We start from the raw sequence: 17,173 nt of genomic DNA on the forward strand, positions 1-17,173 counted from the left end.
ATGCACAGGCTTTTGATCGTATTGGCCGCCGGCGGCTCTGCCGCGCTGCTTCTGGGTGCGCTGGGGTTTCAGTACATCGGCGAAATGGCGCCCTGCAAACTCTGCTACTGGCAGCGCTATCCCCATGCCGCTGCCGCTGGGATCGGCATCCTTGCGCTGATTATCCCAGGCGCAGTTCTGCCGTATCTGGGTGCGTTGGCGGCGCTGGCCACCGCCGGGGTCGGCGCCTATCACACCGGGGTAGAACGCGGCTGGTGGGAAGGGCCCACCACCTGCACCTCCGGCCCCATTGGCGGCCTGTCACCCGACCAGCTGATGGAGCAGATCATGGCCGCGCCGCTGGTGCGCTGCGACGAGGTCCCGTGGGAAATGCTGTCGCTCTCCATGGCCACCTGGAACGCCGTCGCCTCCTTCAGCCTTGCGCTGCTGTGGATTGCCGCAGCCAACCACATCCGCAAACAGCGTTAACATTCCAGCAAGCTGCAATGCGGCCGCCAAACCACTGGCCGCATTGGAGAACCTGAACTTCTCAGGTGTCTTTTTTGGTTGCCAGCAGCAGATTGGTTTCACTGCTCACGACGCCTTCGAACGTCCGGATCTTAGCCAGGGCGGCATCCAGGGTTTCCAGCGTCTCGGTGCCCAGTTCGACAATCAGATCCCAGCGCCCGTTGGTGGTATGAATCGCCCGCACTTCCGGCAGCCCCTGCAGCTGCCTGGTGATGCGGCTGGTGCCGCGGCCTTCGATCCCGATCATCATCAGCCCGCGCACCGGATCGCGCAGGACATCCTCCTTCAGGACAACGGTAAACCCCAGGATATCGCCGCGCGCCTGCAGCCGCTCGATCCGCGCCCGCACGGTGGTCCGCGACAGGTTCAGCTCCAGCGCCAGATCCGAAAGCGACGCCCGTGCATTGTGCCGCAGGGCTGACACCAGCCGCTCATCCGTTTTGTCCATACCTTACCCCGTTTTGATCAATTGCCCCTCATCATGGGCAAATTGATTGCTGGATTCCATCACGTTTCGGAAGTTTCTAGTATTAAACCTGAGATTTTGGGAGATCAAACAGTGACCTCACAACACTGCATCCTGATTGGCGCCCCGGTAGACAGCGGCAAACGCCGGGCGGGCTGCCTGATGGGCCCCGACGCCTACCGCACCGCCGGCATCACCGAAGCCCTGCAAAGCCTGGGCCACACAGTGGAAGACCTTGGCAACCTGGCCCCGGACACCCACGCCAAGGACACAAACGACGGGCTGGTCTATGCCCGCAACGAAACTATCGGCTGGACCTCGCGCCTGGCGCAGGCCGCCGAAGACGCCCTGGGGCGCGGCATGCCGGTTTTCCTCGGCGGTGACCATTCGCTGTCGCTGGGGTCGGTTGCCGGTGCCGCCAACCATGCCGCCAAGGCAGGCCGTCCGCTGTTTGTCCTATGGCTTGACGCGCATACCGACTTCCATACGCCGCAGACGACCGACAGCGGCAACCTGCACGGCACGCCGGTTGGATATTTCACTGGCCGTAACGGCTTCGAAGGCTTTCCTGCAGTGAACAACCCGGTGCCGCAGGAGAATGTCTGCATGATCGGCCTTCGGTCTGTCGACACGCAGGAAAGGCTTGCGCTGGAAGGCAGCGCCATCCGCACCCACGACATGCGCCACATCGACGAAAACGGCATTGCCGGACCTCTGAACCGCTTCCTGGATCACGTCGCGCAGGCCAATGGCATGCTTCATGTCTCGCTGGACGTCGATTTCCTGGATCCCTCCGTGGCCCCGGCCGTCGGCACCACCGTACCGGGCGGCGCCACCGTGCGCGAGGCGCATCTAGTCTGCGAGATCCTGCATGATTCCGGCCTGATGACCTCGCTTGACTTGGTTGAACTGAACCCCTTCCTGGACGAGCGCGGCCGCACCGCGCATCTGATGGTCGACCTCTGCGCCTCTGCGCTTGGCCGCCGCGTCTTTGACCGCCCGACACGGAGCTACCAGTGAGCAGCCTGCAAGCCCCCTCTGCGGTAGTGATGGTGCGCCCGCACCACTTCCGCTCAAATCCTGAAACACAGAGTGATAACGCCTTCCAAACGCTTGCGAATACCTCGGCGGAGACCACCGCCGCACAGGCGCTGGCGGAGTTCGACGGCGCGGTCGAGACCCTGCGCGGCGCCGGTGTCACGGTGCATGTCTTTGACGACACCACCACTGAAACGCCGGACAGCGTGTTCCCGAACAACTGGTTCTCCACCCATGCCGGCGGCCACGTAGCGGTTTATCCGATGTACGCCGAAAACCGCCGCAAGGAACGCCGCTGGGATGTTATCGAGCTTCTGAAGCGCGACTACCGGGTGCAGGACGTGATCGACTATTCCGGCCTGGAACAGGACGGCCTGTCGCTGGAGGGCACCGGCGCCATGGTGCTCGACCATATCGGGCGCATTGCCTACACGGTGAAATCCAACCGCGCCGACCCGGTGCTGCTGGAACGGTTCTGCACTCATTTCAACTTTGAACCCATGGTGTTCGAAGCCAAAGATGATGCAGGCCGCGACGTTTACCACACCAATGTCCTGATGGGCATCGGCACCGAATACGCGCTGATTTGCCTGGACATGATCGTTGACCCCGCCCGCCGTGCGGAAGTTGTGGCGCGGCTGGAGGAAACCGGCCGCCAAGTCATTGACCTGACGCCGGAACAGATCGCCGGTTTCGCCGGCAACGCGCTGGAGCTGACAGGCCGCAGACGCCTCCTGGCGCTTTCCGCAACGGCACTGCAGGCGCTGCGTCCGGATCAGATCGCCATAATTGAGCAGAGCGCTGAGCTGCTCCCCTTGACCATTCCAACCATCGAAACCGCAGGCGGGTCGGTGCGCTGCATGCTGGCAGGCATCCACCTCAGCCCCCGTGAAAGGAAATCCGCATGACACAGCCTTCGGACAAGGCACTGGTGCCTTTTGTCAGCGTCGACAACATGATGCGCCTCATTCATCACGTTGGCATCGAGCAGATGCTGCGCGACCTGGCGGATTATGTCGAAGAGGACTTCAAGCGCTGGGAGCTGTTCGACAAGACCCCGCGCGTTGCCAGCCACTCGGACGTCGGCGTGATTGAACTGATGCCGACCTCAGATGGCGAGGCGTATGGCTTCAAATACGTGAATGGCCACCCCAAGAACACCTCCGAAGGGTTGCAGACCGTCACCGCCTTTGGGCTTCTGGCGGATGTCTACACCGGTTATCCGGTGCTGCTGACCGAAATGACCATGCTGACCGCGCTGCGCACCGCGGCAACGTCAGCCATGGCCGCCAAGTATCTGGCGCCCAAGGGCGCGACCACCATGGCGATGATCGGCAACGGCGCCCAGTCTGAATTCCAGACCCTCGCAATGAAGGCGATCATCGGCCTGAAATCCGTGCGCCTGTATGACAAGGATTCAGCTGCCACCGAAAAATGCGCCCGCAACCTGCAAGGCCTTGGGATCGAGGTCGTTAGCTGCAAGACACCGGAAGAAGCCATCGAAGGCGCGCAGATTCTCACCACCTGCACCGCCGACAAGCAGTATGCCACCATCCTGACCGACAACATGGTCGGCAGCGGCGTCCATATCAACGCCATCGGCGGCGACTGTCCCGGCAAGACCGAACTGGCAGCCGGCATCCTCAGCCGCTCCGACGTGTTTGTCGAATACCCGCCGCAAACGCGGATCGAAGGCGAGATCCAGCAGATGCCGGAGGATTTCCCGGTCACCGAATTGTGGGAAGTGATTTCCGGCAAAAAACAGGGACGTACCGGCGACCGCCAGATCACCCTGTTCGACAGTGTTGGTTTCGCGATCGAGGATTTCTCGGCGCTGCGGTATATCCGCGATCGCATCAAGGGCACGGATTACTTTATCGACCTGGATATGCTGGCCGACCCCGACGATCCGCGCGACCTGTTCGGCATGCTGCAGCGGGCCAAGAGCTGACTTAGGCCGGCATAGGGCATCTCCCTCCCGGCAGCCCTTTGAAAAAATCTGCAGCCGCGCGGGAACCAACGCCCGCCTGCAGGCGTAGAGCACATGCAGGCAGCCTGAGCCTGCTTCAGGACCAATACCAGTCCGGTCTTTCAACGGCCCCCGCTACTGTCCCAGCGGGGGCCGTTTTCCGTTTCAGCGCCAGCCTCCCGCGTTTCCAGCTGCCAGCGCGGAACCATTCGCCCGCCCAGCCGTTGTTCTGTCACACGGCGCTAAGAGCGGCGCACAACTGAAACAGGAACGAGAGACATGCTTGGCTGGGCATTCACATTCTTGATCGTGGCACTCATCGCAGCCCTTTTCGGCTTCAGCGGCATTGCGGGCGCGTCAGCCGAGATCGCAAAGATCCTGTTTGTGATCTTTCTGGTGCTCTTCGTCCTTTCGATTGCCCTGCGCCTGATCCGCAAGTGATCCAGCTCACCCCCATCCGACCTAAAGTCATCAAAACCCAAAAGGAAGTTGATATGACAAGCACGACCGAAACCACGCAGCGTCCCGAAACCAAAGCCAGCGCCAAAGTCTCTTCCTCTGACAGCCTTGCGGACCGCGCCAAAGAGCAGGCCGCCCAGGCTGTACAAACGGCGCAGGAACACTTGGATGCCGGGATGAAGTACAGCTCGGGCGAGCTGCAGCGCTTTGCCGACCAGACCCAGGACTTCGTCAAGAAGAACCCGGGGCTTGCACTTGCAGGCGCACTTGGCGCGGGCATTCTGCTGGGGCTTGCCATGCGCAGGCGCTACTGATCCGCACTGCGGACAGCCGTATTCCGACCTAGCCGCGCCAAACGCGCGGCTTGGTCGTTTGTCACGCTGTGGCGCTCTGCGAACAGCGGGGTCCCAGTCGATACAAAAAACAAGGAACCATCTCCTGCTGCCCGCGTTGAGCTTGCGGAACCGTTATTTCCAAGGGGGGCCAAGTCATGATCTACGAACTTGCCGGACAGCTGTTTCTGTTGTCGTTGATCCTCGGCTTTTGCCGCTTTGCAGCAGCTGCCGGGGCAGTTTCCTTGCCAGTTCGCGCTTGACGTTTCGATGGGTCCGTATCCGGCGCACTTTTCCCCGGCACGTTTCCCTGTGACATCCCGGCAGCAGAAAGGCAGATGACATGACCGATACGTCCGATCTGGAACAGCAGGCCCGCAAACAGGCGACAGATTTGGGCCGCATGGCCAAAGGCGCCGTGGAGGAGAAACTCCGCAAAGGAGCCGGGGTCGCGGCGCAGGTCTTTGATCCCGGCCAGCGACTGCGCCGCCTCCATCTGAAGAAAACCGTGCAAGAGGTGAGCGCCTTTGACTGCCGCAACCCGCTGCTGTTCCTTGGCGCCGCCGCCCTGGGCGACAGCGCCGCGCCCCGCACACTCAAGGCCACCGCGCCGCAAAACGCCGCGCACTGATGCCTGGTGTCCTGACAACAGCGCTCAGCGGCCGCGGCGTGCGAGTGATGCTGCTGATCCTGACGGTCATAGCTGTCACCACAGCCCTGCAGTTGGCACAGCAAATCCTGGCGCCAATGAGCTTTGCCCTGGTGCTTGGCGTCGTGGTGTCGCCGCTGGCGGACAAGCTGGCACGCCACGGGGTGCCGCGGCTGGTGATCGCCCTGTCGCTGCTCCTGCTGTCTACCATGTTTGTGGCGGTGATCCTGTTGCTGATCGAGCCGCTGATCAACGTGCTTATCGAGGAACTTCCCCGCATCAAGGCGGTGATGGCTCGCCTGATCGGCGAGGCATCGCATCTGCTGCGCGGCATTGAGACGATCAGCCAGGAAATCGAGGAAAGCGTCGGCGCCGAAGCGGTGGAGCCGCAGACGGCGATCCCTTCGGTGGGCGATGCGCTGTGGCTGGCGCCCAGCTTTGTCTCCCAGGTGTTCATCTTTGTCGGCACACTGTTCTTCTTCACCCTGACCCGCAACGATCTCTACCGGCTGACCGGGCCGCTGAAAGACCGGCTCAAGCACGCTGACACGGTTGTGGCGCGCTACTTTGCAGCAATTACTCTGGTCAACGCCGGGCTCGGCGCGGCCACGGCGGCGGCGATGATGGCGCTGGGAGTTGAATATGCGCTCCTGTGGGGGCTTGCCGCAGGGCTGTTGAACTATGTGCTGTATCTTGGCCCGCTGCTGGTGGCATCGGGGCTGGCGCTTGCGGGTATCTTGCAGTTCCATGGCGCCTATGCGGTGCTGCCGCCGCTGGCGTTCCTCGCGCTCAATATGGCAGAGGCGAATATCGTAACGCCACTGGTGGTCGGCCAGCGCATGGCAATCAACCCGCTGCTGATCTTTCTGTCGATTGTCTTCGGCCTGTGGCTGTGGGGGCCGGTCGGCGCCTTTGTAACACTGCCCCTGCTGTTGTGGTTGGGTGTGCTGCTGGAGCCGCGCCCCGGCGCTGCGGACGACACCGCGGACGACCCTTTGCAAAAGGTGGTCTGAAAGCTGCTGCTGCGCGCCTGGCAGTTTGCCACCGAGGCCTGCCCGCTACCCGGCCCCGCATCGCGGCGCCGGGACTTAAACCATGACAATTCGAAGAAGCGCGGCCTGCCGCCCAGGCACTGCAAAAACTTACTACAGCCACGCTCCAGGACTGTAACTTATATTTATTTTATCAATATCTTACAGCTCACTCCTTGTGTTTAATCATCCTCCGCGCTTCCCAGACCCGGTTCTGAGGCTGCAGTCAGCTGCGGAATTTTTTTCTCCCTGATATGTCACAGTTTAATGAGAACCCCGAGTGCCGGTGGCAATTCTCCTCCACAATTTGAGGAGACCTTATGGGTACTGAGACTACCGGTGCGGAAGCACCCATTCTGATCCTGACCGGAAACGCGTTGGAAGCTGTCGATATCACCGACTATCTAATGCGCCGCGGTCTGGACAACGTTATCAGCGCAACCAAGATCGAGCTTTGCACGGCCTTTCTCGATGACCGAACGCCGCCGCCGCGGCTGGTGTTTTTTGCCTTTTCCCTCAGCGAACCGGCGGCCGGGGACTGGCTGCTTACGGCCCGTGCCAAGGGCTGGCGCATTATTCTGGTGAACGGGGAAAGCACGGAGCCGGAGCTGCAAGACCTGCCGATGCTCACCCGGCCGTTTTCGACGAGCCATCTGGACGCGGTTATGATTCTGGCCGGTGAATAGGCCAAAGCCAGCAGTGCTAAGCAAGGTGAAAAGGCCGGTTGGCCTTTTTGCAGTCCGCAACAGGCCTGTCCGGCTGAGAATTGCATCTTGTCTATAGTGCCGCAGCGATGCCGTGCACGGCCCTCGCGGCAGTGTCCTCGTGCTTCAGGCTTGGCAGCGCCGAACCAGGCGGTCTATCTCAAGCGTCCAGCTCGGTATCCCAGTAAAGGAAGTCCATCCAGCTTTCGTGCAGGTGGTTGGGCGGGAACTTGCGCCCAGTATTGCGCAGCTCCTCTGCGCCCGGGCGCCGCGGCGGTTTGCGCAGCGACATTCCCGCCCGGTGCAGCGACTTTGACCCCTTCTTGAGGTTGCAGGGGCTGCAGGCCGCAACCACGTTTTCCCAGCTGGTCACACCGCCGGCGGCGCGCGGCACCACATGGTCGAATGTCAGTTCGCCCTTGCTGCCGCAATACTGGCAGCAGAATTCATCCCGCAAAAACAAATTAAAGCGCGTGAAGGCCACGCGCTTTTGAGGTTTTACATAATCTTTCAGAACCACCACAGACGGTATTCGGATCTCGGTGCTCGGACTGTGCACGACCTCGTCATACTCGGCCACGATGGCCACACGGTCGAGCCATGCTGCCTTAACGGCATCCTGCCAGGACCATAGAGAAAGCGGGTAATATGATAGCGGCCGGTAATCCGCATTCAGCACCAGCGCGGGGTGCTGTTTCAGCGCCCCTGGAGATCTGACAAACTCTGCTCTGAAATCGCCATCCATTTTTGAACGTCTTCCTCGCCCTGATCTTCCGTTTCCCGGAACCAGAGCGGGGAACCCGCCCCAGCCTCACTTTGACTATATATCGTGGTTGGCACCTGACAAGCCCCAATGATCCACAACATGTCGGGAGCTTTTTAGCCGCTTCCGGTAACACAACGGTGACAGTTATCCACAAGCAGCTGCGCCTCGGGCCTCTTGCTCTGCCGTCCCACCCCGCCTATTGCCCTGCCATGACCCGTTTGATCCGCTTCAACAAACCTTATGACGTGTTGCCCCAGTTCACCGACCGCGGCAGCCAGGACAGCCCGAGGGCAACGCTCAGCCAGTATATCGACTGCCCCGGCGTCTATGCCGCCGGCCGTCTGGACCGCGACAGCGAGGGGCTGATGCTGCTGACGGACAATGGCCGCCTGCAGTCTTGGATCACCGACCCAAAGCACAAGATGGACAAGACCTACTGGGTGCAGGTGGAGGGCATTCCCAGCGCCGAAGCACTCAGGCTGCTGGCGGAAGGCGTTGATCTGAAGGACGGAAAAACCCGGCCCGCCAAGGTGCAGGTGATCCCGGAACCGCCTGGGCTCTGGGCGCGCACGCCCCCTGTCCGGGTGCGCAAGACGGTCCCCGACAGCTGGATTTCGCTCACCATCCGTGAAGGCCGCAACCGCCAGGTGCGGCGCATGACTGCGGCTGTCGGGCATCCGACCCTGCGGCTGATCCGCTACAGCATTGGCGCCTGGACGCTGGACGGGCTGGCGCAGGGCGCCTGGGAGGACCTGGAGCCGCCGCGCGTGCCCGGCCCGCCCAAACCCTCGCAAAAGCCGCCGCACAGGCCCAAGGCCGCATCACCGCGCCCGGCAAAAGGTGACAGGCCCCGGCGCCGCTGATAGCCTGCCATCATGCTGCCTCAAGCCCCTGCCCCCGATGCCATTCTGGAAGCGTCGCTTTATGTCGACGATCTGGACGCGGCTGAAGAGTTTTACGGCAGCCTGCTGCGGCTCGAATGCATCCAGCGGGTCGGCAACCGGCATGTGTTTTTCCGCTGCGGCAGTGCCGTCGTGCTGCTGTTCAATGCTGCCGAAACCGTGAAGCCGCCCGGAAATCCGCGATTGCCGGTGCCGCCGCATGGCGCCCGCGGACCGGGGCATCTGTGTTTCTCCCAGCCGAGAGAAGCGCTGCTCCTGATGCGCGCCCGGCTGCTGGAGGCCGGCGTGGAGATCGAGGCCGAATTTGACTGGCCCAGCGGCGCGCGGTCGGTCTATTTCCGCGATCCCGCCGGAAACTCGCTCGAGATTGCCGAGCCGCATCTGTGGGCCTATTGACCCACAGAACAATCCAACTTCAATTCAGCGGCTTACAGGCCGAGCTTGTCGCGCATGAAGGCCAGCGCCACGCTCAGACCGTCCGGCGCGATACCGTGGGCGGTGCCTTTCTGGATATGGGCAAACACATCCTGGAAACCGGCTTCCTGCAGTGCTTCGGCGGCCTCGGGCAGCGATTGCACCGGCACCACGTCGTCCTGATCGCCATGCACAAGCAGAACAGGCATCTTGGAAACCGCCTCATCCTTCAGAAGCTCCGGCGCCAGCAGACGGCCGGAAAACGCAACAATCCCGGACACAGCGTCCTCGCGCCGCGGCGCCACATGCAGGCTCATCATGGTGCCCTGGCTGAAACCAAACAGCACAACCTGCTCCGGCAGAACATCCTCGTCCACCATCAGCGCATCGAGGAAGGCGTTCAGATCCTCCACTGCAGCCTGCATCCCGCGCATGCTTTCCTCTTCCGACGATCCGTCGATCCAGGGAATCGGAAACCACTGGAAGCCGAACGGCGCACCGGCGCAGGCCTCGGGCGCGTCGGGTGCGACAAACAGCGTATCCGGCAGATGTTCGCCCAGAGGGTCGGCCAGCCCCAGCAGGTCCGCGCCATTGGCGCCATAGCCATGCAGGAACACCACAACGGAGCGGGTTTCGCCGGAGAGCGGCTCCTTGCGGCCGGCATTCAGTACACGAGTCATCGGATTCCTTCCCTGTCCTTCGCCACCCGGTAATAGGCCCACAGAATGCGCGCCGCAACCGACCGCCACGGCGACCAGGCTTCCGCGATTTGCCGCATCTCCCGCTCCTTGGGGCGGGCAGGCAGACTGAACAGGACCCGCGCGGCCTCCTGCAGGGCCAGGTCGCCATGGGCAAACACGTCTGCACGGCCCAGCGAAAACATCGCGTAAATCTCCGCAGTCCAGACGCCAATCCCCGGCACCTGCACCAGCGTAGCGATCACCTCCGCATCAGGAGTATTACGCAACGCCTTGAAATCAATGCGCGCCTCAGCCAGCGCCCGGGCATAGCGTATCTTCTGGCGGCTAAGGCCGGCTGCGCGCAAATCATCGTCCGTTGCCCACAGTATCTTGCGCGGCCCTGTCAGCCTGGCGTCCTTCATCCGTTTCCAGATCGCATTCGCAGAGGCCACGCTCACCTGCTGGCTGACAATTGCACTCAGCAGTTCGGCAAACCCTTCGGGCTTGCGCCGCAAGGGCAGCGGGCCGGTCAGTTCCAGCGCTTCGGCAAACCGGCGGTCCTTTGCCGCCAGCCATTCCGCGCCCTCGGAGACGCAGTCGCCGCATTGAATGATCCGGCCCGCACCCGGCAGAAACCTCGGTAGATCTGACGCCACGTCACCCCCTTTGGCCGCGGCAAAACGGCGGCCCTCCAGCGCGGCAAGCGCCTTGCCCCGCCCCCGGTTCACCGCTACGCATCCCATATGAGCATGACCATGACCACCCCCAGCGACGCGGTCGCCAAGAAAAACGTTGCCATCCTGGTGCTGGCCCAGGCGATCCTCGGCGCGCAGATGCCGATGATCTTCATCGTTGGCGGGCTTGCGGGCCAGTCGCTGGCGTCCAACCCCTGTTTCGCGACGCTGCCGATATCGCTGATCGTGGGCGGCTCAATGCTGGCGGCCACGCCGATCTCCGCCATCATGCAGCGCTGGGGCCGCCGCGCCGGTTTCTTTACCGGTGCCGCCTTTGGCGCCGTTGGCGGCCTTGTCGGCGCTTACGGGCTGTATCTCGGTTCCTTCCCGATCTTTCTGCTCGGCAGCCTGCTGACCGGCGTCTACATGAGCGCGCATGGTTTCTACCGCTTTGCTGCAGCCGACACCGCTTCCGAGGCGTTCCGCCCCAAGGCGATTTCCTACGTTATGGCCGGCGGACTGGCGGCAGCGGTGATTGGCCCGCAAATTGTGAAGGCCACCAGCCAAGCCTTTGTTATTCCGTTCCTTGGAACCTATATGGCGGTGATTGCCGTCAACGTTCTGGGTGCAGCACTATTCCTGTTTCTGGACATCCCAAGGCCGCCGGTTCCCAGCCAGGACAGCCCCAAGGGCCGCAGCCGCCTGGAGCTGCTGAAAACACCGGTTATCGCCGTTGCGGTGATCTGCGCCATGGTCTCCTATGCGCTGATGAACCTGGTGATGACCTCGACCCCGCTGGCGGTGGTGGGCTGCGGCTTTACGGAGGGCAACGCCGCTGATGTGGTCACCTCTCACGTTTTGGCAATGTATGTGCCGTCCTTCTTCACCGGCCACCTGATTGCCCGCTTCGGCGTGGAAAAGATTGTCGCCGCAGGCCTGGTGATCCTCGCCGGCGCCGGCGCTGTGGCGCTGCAGGGGGTCGATCTGGAAAACTTCTTTATCGCCTTGGTTCTGCTCGGCGTGGGCTGGAACTTTGGTTTCATCGGCGCAACCACCATGCTGGCCGGTGCCCACGCAAGTTACGAGCGCGGCCGGATGCAGGGCTTGAACGACCTTCTGGTGTTTGGCGGTGTGACCATGGCGTCGCTGGCCTCCGGCGGACTGATGAACTGCTCCGGCGGCAACCCGGCGGACGGCTGGAATGCGGTCAACATGGCCATGGCCCCCTTCCTGGTGCTGGCTGGCGGCGCGCTGATGTGGCTGGTGATGCGGCCCAAGGAGGCCTGACAGGGTCAGTTTGGAAGACCGGCCAAAGGAAAAAGGCGCCCCAGCAGGCGCCTTTTTTACCTGAAGCCCTTACCAGCGCCCAGAGACCGCCCGCCGCATCAAACCCGCCCGGCGCCGGAACTCGCTTTGGCCAAGAGCGCCCTGCGAAACCCGTTCCGGTTCTCGTATCGCCTGTTTCAAGACCGTTTCCGCCTGCCAGCCTGCGAGCAGAGCAGCCCCCGCAGACTTCGAAACTTCGCCTCGCTGACCGCGTGCTTTATTCAGCTTTGCCAGCCCCTTACGCGCCAAAGCTTGCACGCCCTCTAAGGTGCCGTCCAGCAGCGGAATCCGTTTCTGCGCTTCCAGTTCAGGGATTGCGCGCAGCCAGCTGGCAACACCTGCGCCATAGCCGAAGTCCCTGACCACGGCCTCATCCGCCGGCCCCAAAGACGCTGCCGCCATCCACATCAGCGAACCGCTGGTGCGGTCGATGTAGCTGTCAAACTCCGCCTCATCCTCGAAGGGATCCTTGTAGATGTCCCAGCGCCGCGCCTCTGCCATGCCGTCGATGCAGGCCGCCAGTTCGGGCTTCAGCAGCTTGGAAAGCGGAGTCGCTACGTAGTGGCGGCGGACCGGTTTGCCATCCGCGATCTCCGCTCCCGCATCGCGCCACCATTGCACCCGCATTTCAGCAATCATGCTTTCCTGGCTGGCCCACGGCGCCCGCGCCAGCTCGATATTGAAGGCGTAAAGCGCAAACAGCAGCGGCCGCGCCTGAACCGGTGCCGCCATTGTTGCCAGAAACCGGTCCGGGTCGCTTTTCTGAACCAGCTCCGCGCAGGCGGTCAGGTCAGCGTCAAACTGCATCCGCCTGCCCGGCCCTGCTGTCATGGATCAGCTTCCAGCGGATTGCGTCCAGCAGCGCCTCGAACGAGGCGTCGATTATGTTCGGGCTGACCCCGACGGTCGACCAGCGGCGTCCCTGGCTGTCTTCGCTGTCGATGATGACCCGGGTGACGGCCTCAGTGCCGCCCTGGGTGATCCGCACCTTGAAGTCCACCAGCCGCATGTCCTCCAGCTGCGCGGAATAGCGCCCCAGATCCTTGCTCAGCGCCCGCGCCAGCGCGTTGACCGGGCCGCGGTCGCTGCCGGTTTCGTCCAGTGATTCACTGACCGACAGGCGTTTCTCGCCATCAACCTTCACCACGACCACCGCCTCGGACAGGCTGACCATGCGGTTGTACTTGTTCTTCCGCCGCTCGACGGTGACCTTGTAGCGCTTGACCTCGAAAAAGTCCGGCAGCTGCCCCAGTTCCTTGCGCGCAAGCAGCTCAAACGAGGCCTGCGCGGTGTCATAGGAATAACCCTCGGCTTCGCGATCCTTGATCCGCTCCAGGATCCGCGCCAGCGCCGGGTTGCCGTTTTCAACGCTCAGCCCCGCATCGGTCAGGCGCTTGCGCAGGTTCGACTGCCCGGCCTGGTTCGACATCGGGATCACCCGGGCATTGCCAACTTTGCCCGGCTCGATGTGTTCATATGTGGTGGGATCCTTCAGGATTGCGCTGGCGTGCAGCCCCGCCTTGTGGGCAAAGGCCGAAGCGCCCACATAAGCCGCCTGCCGCACCGGAACCCGGTTCAGGATGTCGTCCAGCATCCGGCTGGTCCGGGTCAGACCCGCCAGTGCCTCCAGGCTCACCCCGGTATCGAACTTGCTGGCATAGGGTTCCTTCAGCAGCAGCGTCGGGACCAGTGCTGTCAGGTTGGCGTTGCCGCAGCGCTCCCCCAAACCATTCAGCGTGCCCTGGATCTGCCGCGCCCCGGCGTCGACCGCCGCCAGTGAGCACGCTACGGCATTTTCCGTGTCATTATGGGTGTGTATGCCCAGTTTCTCACCCGGGATTCCGGTCGCTACAACTTCACTGACGATCCGATGAACCTCTGCCGGAAGCGCTCCGCCATTGGTGTCGCACAGCACAACCCAGCGCGCACCGGCCTCCAGCGCCGCGCGGCAGGCCGCCAATGCATAGTCCGGGTTATCCTTGTAGCCGTCAAAGAAATGCTCGGCGTCAAACAGCGCCTCGCGCCCCTGCGCCGCGATATGGGCGACCGAGGCGCGGATGTTTTGCAGGTTGTCTTCCAGCGTGATCCCCAGCGCATGGGTCACATGGTAATCGTGGCTCTTGCCGACCAGACAGACCGCCGGGGTGCCTGCGTTCATCACCGCGGCCAGAACATCATCGTTCTCCGCCGACCGCCCGGCCCGCTTGGTCATGCCAAAGGCAGTCATGGTTGACCGGGTTTCCGGCACCTCCCCGAAAAACGCGCTGTCAGTCGGGTTGGCACCCGGCCAGCCGCCCTCGATATAGTCGACGCCCAGTTTGTCCAGCGCCTGCGCGATTTGCTTTTTCTCTTCGGTGGAGAACTGCACGCCCTGGGTCTGCTGCCCGTCGCGCAGTGTGGTGTCGTAAAGATAGAGGCGTTCCTTGGCCATCAAAGCGCCTCCAGCCTGGCCGGGTCAAACCCGGCACCCGGCACCAGTTCGACACCAGCCTTGCTCATGCGCACCTCTAGGCCCGCCTCCACAAAGGCTGCTTTCAGCTGATCAACTTCCGAAAAGTCTTTGCTTTCCATGGCCTTCTGCCGCGCTTCGAACAGTTTTTCCTCGTAAGCGGACAGATCGACAGAGGGCGCAGAGATCCAGGCGCCCATCTCATCCGTCAGCAGTCCCAGCATCCGGGCCGAGGCCAGAAGACCGGCGGCATCGCCAGCCGCGGCCAGCTTGTGCAGTTCGGCAATCGCACCGGCGGAATTCAGGTCATCCGCAAGTGCCTCCAGAACCGCGGCAGCAGCGCTGGACGCGGGTTCGATGCCCGCAGTCAGCGCCCGCCACTTGCGCAGCGTCGCCTCGGCCTCCTTGGCCTTCTTGTCGGTCCAGTCCATCGGCTTGCGGTAATGGGTCTGCAGGAACACCAGCCGGATCACCTCCCCCGGATAGCCCTGATCGAGCAGGTCGCGGACGGTAAAGAAGTTGCCCAGGGACTTGGACATCTTCTTGCCCTCCACCTGCAGCATCTCATTGTGCAGCCAGAAACGCGCAAAAGTATCATCGCCATTGGCGCAGCAGCTTTGCGCAATTTCGTTTTCATGGTGCGGGAACATCAGGTCGTTGCCGCCGCCGTGAATGTCGAAGGTCTCGCCCAGCAGCTCATAAGACATCGCCGAGCATTCGATGTGCCAACCCGGTCGGCCGCGGCCCCAGGGGCTGTCCCAGCCCGGCAGATCATCGCTGGAGGGCTTCCACAGCACGAAATCCATCGGGTTCTTCTTGTAGGGCGCCACCTCAACCCGGGCCCCGGCAATCATGTCGTCGACCGAACGGCCCGACAGTTTGCCATAAAGCTCTTTCCAGCTGTCGACGGCAAACAGCACATGGCCTTCGGCAGCATAGGCGTGGCCCTTGGCGATCAGATCTTCGATCATCGCCACCATCTGCGGGATGTACTGGGTTGCGCGCGGCATGTGGTTCGGCTCCAGCGCGCCGAGCTCGCCCATGTCCTCCAGGAACCACTGCGTCGTCTCAGCGGTGATGTCGCCGATCGGCCGCCCGCTTTCCGCGGCGCGGGCGTTGATCTTGTCGTCCACGTCAGTGAAGTTCCGGGCGTAAGTGACTTTATCCGCGCCATAAACCTCGCGCAGCAAACGGAAGAGAACGTCGAACACCACCACCGGGCGGGCATTGCCTAGATGCGCCCGGTCGTAGACAGTCGGGCCGCAGACATACATCCGCACATTTTCGGCGTCGATCGGCTCAAAGACCTCTTTCCTGCGGGTCTTCGTGTTCTGCAGCTTGATCACTATGTCCTTGGTTCCCATGCCCGGTTCCTTTTCCATGCCCAGCCGGTGACAGCCGGCACTACCCAATGCGCGCAGCGCGGGCTTAGCAACTTGTCAGGGAAATGAAAACGACAGAAACCAGCCCGCTGATATGTCAGCAGGTAATGCAGCAGATAATGGTGGTGCAAATCTGGTTCATGCAGGCTGCTTAGCACGGGGTATCGCCGGCGCCAAGCTTTTTGGCCCATAAACGGCAAAGGCCGCCCGGTCTGCCTTGGGTACAGACCGGGCGGCCAGCGGCGCAGCGGAACAGGGCTGCTGCGCCGGTGTTGTTGTCAGATCAGAACTTGAACGATGCGCGCAGCGACACCGAGGTCGCATCGCCGCCGACGCCGGAGTCGCCGAACTCATCAAAGTCATGCTCCAGCACTTCGCCGCCGATCTGCCACTGATCGGTCACCTGATAGGCCAGGCCGACACCGTAGAAGTCGCCGGTTTCGCTGCCCACCGAAGTGTCGGCTTCTGCCACACCGCCGGTCACATAGGCCAGCACTTTGCCGAAGTCGTAACCTGCCTTCACCTTGGCGCGGGCCACCGAGTCGATGGTTTCGCCGCTCAGGTCCAGGTCGGTTGCGTCATAATCCAGTTCGCCGCCCAGCACGAAACGGCCGAAATCATGGTTGTAGCCGGCATGCACACCGTAAGAGGTGTCATCACCGGAGGCACCGTTGCTGGCGTCCGCATCCAGCTGGCCGACCTGGCCACCCAGATAGAAACCGGTCCAGTCGCCGCCTTCGTTGATCACAACCGGTGCAGGTGCCGGGGCGGGTTCGACCACCGGCTCCACCAGGTTGCCGGCAAATGCCGCACTGCCCATTACGGTTGCGATGGCTGTCATAGCTACGAAACGAGTCATTCAGACTTCTCCTTTTGCAGTACCGGCGCTTCATTCGCGCCGTTGACGCCTACAAAAGGTCTTTGCCGGCCAACTTCCAGTACTGCTAGGGATGGAGTTGCCGCTCTTGGCGGGGACTGGCCGAAAGCCCTCACAGGCGCGCGCTTTTCTGCCAGTTTTGACCGGCAGGTTTCCGCCAGCCCATTGAAATACGGTGCTTTATTTCCTAGCGACCGCCCCGTGCTGCTGCACAGCGCAAATGCACCATTAAAAACGGAATGCGGCGCTGACTGACAGTGTTTCACCGGTGCGGCCGTTGCCGCCGTCCCGCGGCCCGGCCTCGTGATGCAACAGCTCACCGGTCACTTGCAGCATCCGGTTCAGGGAAACCCGCATACCAAGCCCGAACAACGGGCCCAGACGCCGGCCGCTGGATGCTTCGGCCTGCAGTCCGCCGACGGTCACGAATCCGGTGGTCTGGCCGAACTCATACCCGGCTTGCAAACGCAGCTGATGGGTCTCGTCCGCCTGAACGGCCCGGGTCAGCGCGCCGGTCTGCCCGGTTGCGAGGCTTCCGCCGAACAACA

Annotated in this window: 21 protein-coding genes; 12 read left to right on the top strand and 9 right to left on the bottom strand. The window is 62.5% G+C overall.

The genetic code is table 11. The features are described from left to right. A complete protein-coding gene (locus tag LHL23_RS00590; protein WP_226428418.1) occupies positions 1-468 on the top strand; it encodes a disulfide bond formation protein B in 468 nt (155 codons plus the stop codon). Positions 469-529: 61 nt separating this feature from the next. On the opposite strand, the gene LHL23_RS00595 is transcribed toward LHL23_RS00590, so the two are convergent. Then, positions 530-955, bottom strand: coding sequence for an Lrp/AsnC family transcriptional regulator (locus LHL23_RS00595; RefSeq protein WP_065267363.1), 426 nt, complete (start codon positions 953-955; stop codon positions 530-532). 111 nt (positions 956-1,066) lie between these two features. On the opposite strand from LHL23_RS00595, the gene rocF reads away from it, so the two are divergent. The 8 genes from rocF (at position 1,067) to LHL23_RS00635 (ending at position 7,137) form a co-directional block, all read left to right on the top strand. Beyond that, on the top strand, positions 1,067-1,993 hold the full coding sequence (gene rocF, locus LHL23_RS00600; protein ID WP_222475755.1) for an arginase: 927 nt from the start codon (positions 1,067-1,069) through the stop codon (positions 1,991-1,993). After that, on the top strand, positions 1,990-2,919 hold the full coding sequence (ctlX, locus tag LHL23_RS00605) for a citrulline utilization hydrolase CtlX (protein WP_226428419.1): 930 nt from the start codon (positions 1,990-1,992) through the stop codon (positions 2,917-2,919). Before rocF ends, ctlX begins: the two co-directional genes overlap by 4 nt. Beyond that, the gene (locus LHL23_RS00610; protein ID WP_222475753.1) at positions 2,916-3,962 is read left to right on the top strand and encodes an ornithine cyclodeaminase; all 1,047 of its coding nucleotides are present in this window, start codon (positions 2,916-2,918) and stop codon (positions 3,960-3,962) included. Before ctlX ends, LHL23_RS00610 begins: the two co-directional genes overlap by 4 nt. A 297-nt stretch (positions 3,963-4,259) precedes the next feature. Continuing rightward, positions 4,260-4,421: a DUF1328 domain-containing protein gene (locus tag LHL23_RS00615; protein WP_226428420.1), complete on the top strand. Its 162-nt coding sequence runs from the start codon at positions 4,260-4,262 to the stop codon at positions 4,419-4,421. Next, entirely contained in the window at positions 4,418-4,753 is a 336-nt protein-coding gene (locus LHL23_RS00620) for a hypothetical protein (protein WP_226428421.1), read from the top strand. The genes LHL23_RS00615 and LHL23_RS00620 overlap by 4 nt, the downstream gene beginning before the upstream one ends. 361 nt (positions 4,754-5,114) lie before the next feature. After that, on the top strand, positions 5,115-5,402 hold the full coding sequence (locus LHL23_RS00625; RefSeq protein WP_226428422.1) for a hypothetical protein: 288 nt from the start codon (positions 5,115-5,117) through the stop codon (positions 5,400-5,402). Then, the gene (locus tag LHL23_RS00630) at positions 5,402-6,433 is read left to right on the top strand and encodes an AI-2E family transporter (protein ID WP_226428423.1); all 1,032 of its coding nucleotides are present in this window, start codon (positions 5,402-5,404) and stop codon (positions 6,431-6,433) included. The genes LHL23_RS00625 and LHL23_RS00630 overlap by 1 nt, the downstream gene beginning before the upstream one ends. A gap of 338 nt (positions 6,434-6,771) precedes the next feature. Continuing rightward, the gene (locus tag LHL23_RS00635; RefSeq protein ID WP_226428424.1) at positions 6,772-7,137 is read left to right on the top strand and encodes a hypothetical protein; all 366 of its coding nucleotides are present in this window, start codon (positions 6,772-6,774) and stop codon (positions 7,135-7,137) included. A 178-nt stretch (positions 7,138-7,315) separates the two neighbouring features. Here the strand turns inward: LHL23_RS00635 and LHL23_RS00640 are convergent, their stop codons facing one another. Next, positions 7,316-7,900 (bottom strand): HNH endonuclease, encoded by a 585-nt coding sequence (locus tag LHL23_RS00640; RefSeq protein WP_019297838.1) that lies wholly within the window; start codon positions 7,898-7,900, stop codon positions 7,316-7,318. A gap of 230 nt (positions 7,901-8,130) precedes the next feature. Between LHL23_RS00640 and LHL23_RS00645 the strand changes: the two genes are divergently transcribed. Beyond that, entirely contained in the window at positions 8,131-8,784 is a 654-nt protein-coding gene (locus LHL23_RS00645; protein ID WP_226428425.1) for a pseudouridine synthase, read from the top strand. Positions 8,785-8,796: 12 nt separating this feature from the next. Continuing rightward, complete coding sequence (locus LHL23_RS00650; RefSeq protein ID WP_226428426.1) at positions 8,797-9,219, top strand: VOC family protein; 423 nt, start codon at positions 8,797-8,799, stop codon at positions 9,217-9,219. 32 nt (positions 9,220-9,251) lie between these two features. On the opposite strand, the gene LHL23_RS00655 is transcribed toward LHL23_RS00650, so the two are convergent. Further along, positions 9,252-9,917: an alpha/beta hydrolase gene (locus LHL23_RS00655; protein WP_222475740.1), complete on the bottom strand. Its 666-nt coding sequence runs from the start codon at positions 9,915-9,917 to the stop codon at positions 9,252-9,254. Beyond that, positions 9,914-10,660: a DNA-3-methyladenine glycosylase family protein gene (locus LHL23_RS00660; RefSeq protein ID WP_226428427.1), complete on the bottom strand. Its 747-nt coding sequence runs from the start codon at positions 10,658-10,660 to the stop codon at positions 9,914-9,916. The genes LHL23_RS00655 and LHL23_RS00660 overlap by 4 nt, the downstream gene beginning before the upstream one ends. On the opposite strand from LHL23_RS00660, the gene LHL23_RS00665 reads away from it, so the two are divergent. Next, positions 10,661-11,878 carry an MFS transporter gene (locus LHL23_RS00665; RefSeq protein WP_222475738.1) on the top strand — a complete coding sequence of 406 codons (1,218 nt, stop codon included), beginning with the start codon at positions 10,661-10,663 and terminating at the stop codon, positions 11,876-11,878. Between the two features lie 69 nt (positions 11,879-11,947). Here LHL23_RS00665 and LHL23_RS00670 read toward each other — a convergent pair whose 3' ends face one another. The 5 genes from LHL23_RS00670 to LHL23_RS00690 form a co-directional block, all read right to left on the bottom strand. Next, a complete protein-coding gene (locus LHL23_RS00670; protein WP_226428428.1) occupies positions 11,948-12,724 on the bottom strand; it encodes a squalene/phytoene synthase family protein in 777 nt (258 codons plus the stop codon). Further along, positions 12,714-14,348, bottom strand: a complete 1,635-nt coding sequence (gene cimA / locus LHL23_RS00675; protein WP_226428429.1) for a citramalate synthase — start codon at positions 14,346-14,348, stop codon at positions 12,714-12,716. The genes LHL23_RS00670 and cimA overlap by 11 nt, the downstream gene beginning before the upstream one ends. Continuing rightward, positions 14,348-15,730: a cysteine--tRNA ligase gene (cysS, locus tag LHL23_RS00680; protein WP_226428430.1), complete on the bottom strand. Its 1,383-nt coding sequence runs from the start codon at positions 15,728-15,730 to the stop codon at positions 14,348-14,350. Before cysS ends, cimA begins: the two co-directional genes overlap by 1 nt. A gap of 301 nt (positions 15,731-16,031) precedes the next feature. After that, entirely contained in the window at positions 16,032-16,607 is a 576-nt protein-coding gene (locus LHL23_RS00685) for an outer membrane protein (RefSeq protein ID WP_226428431.1), read from the bottom strand. Between the two features lie 246 nt (positions 16,608-16,853). Continuing rightward, complete coding sequence (locus tag LHL23_RS00690) at positions 16,854-17,171, bottom strand: hypothetical protein (RefSeq protein ID WP_226428432.1); 318 nt, start codon at positions 17,169-17,171, stop codon at positions 16,854-16,856. Between the last annotated feature and the right edge of the window lie 2 nt (positions 17,172-17,173).

The organism is Leisingera sp. McT4-56 (assembly GCF_020514995.1).
GTDB classification, from domain to species: domain Bacteria; phylum Pseudomonadota; class Alphaproteobacteria; order Rhodobacterales; family Rhodobacteraceae; genus Leisingera; species Leisingera aquaemixtae_A.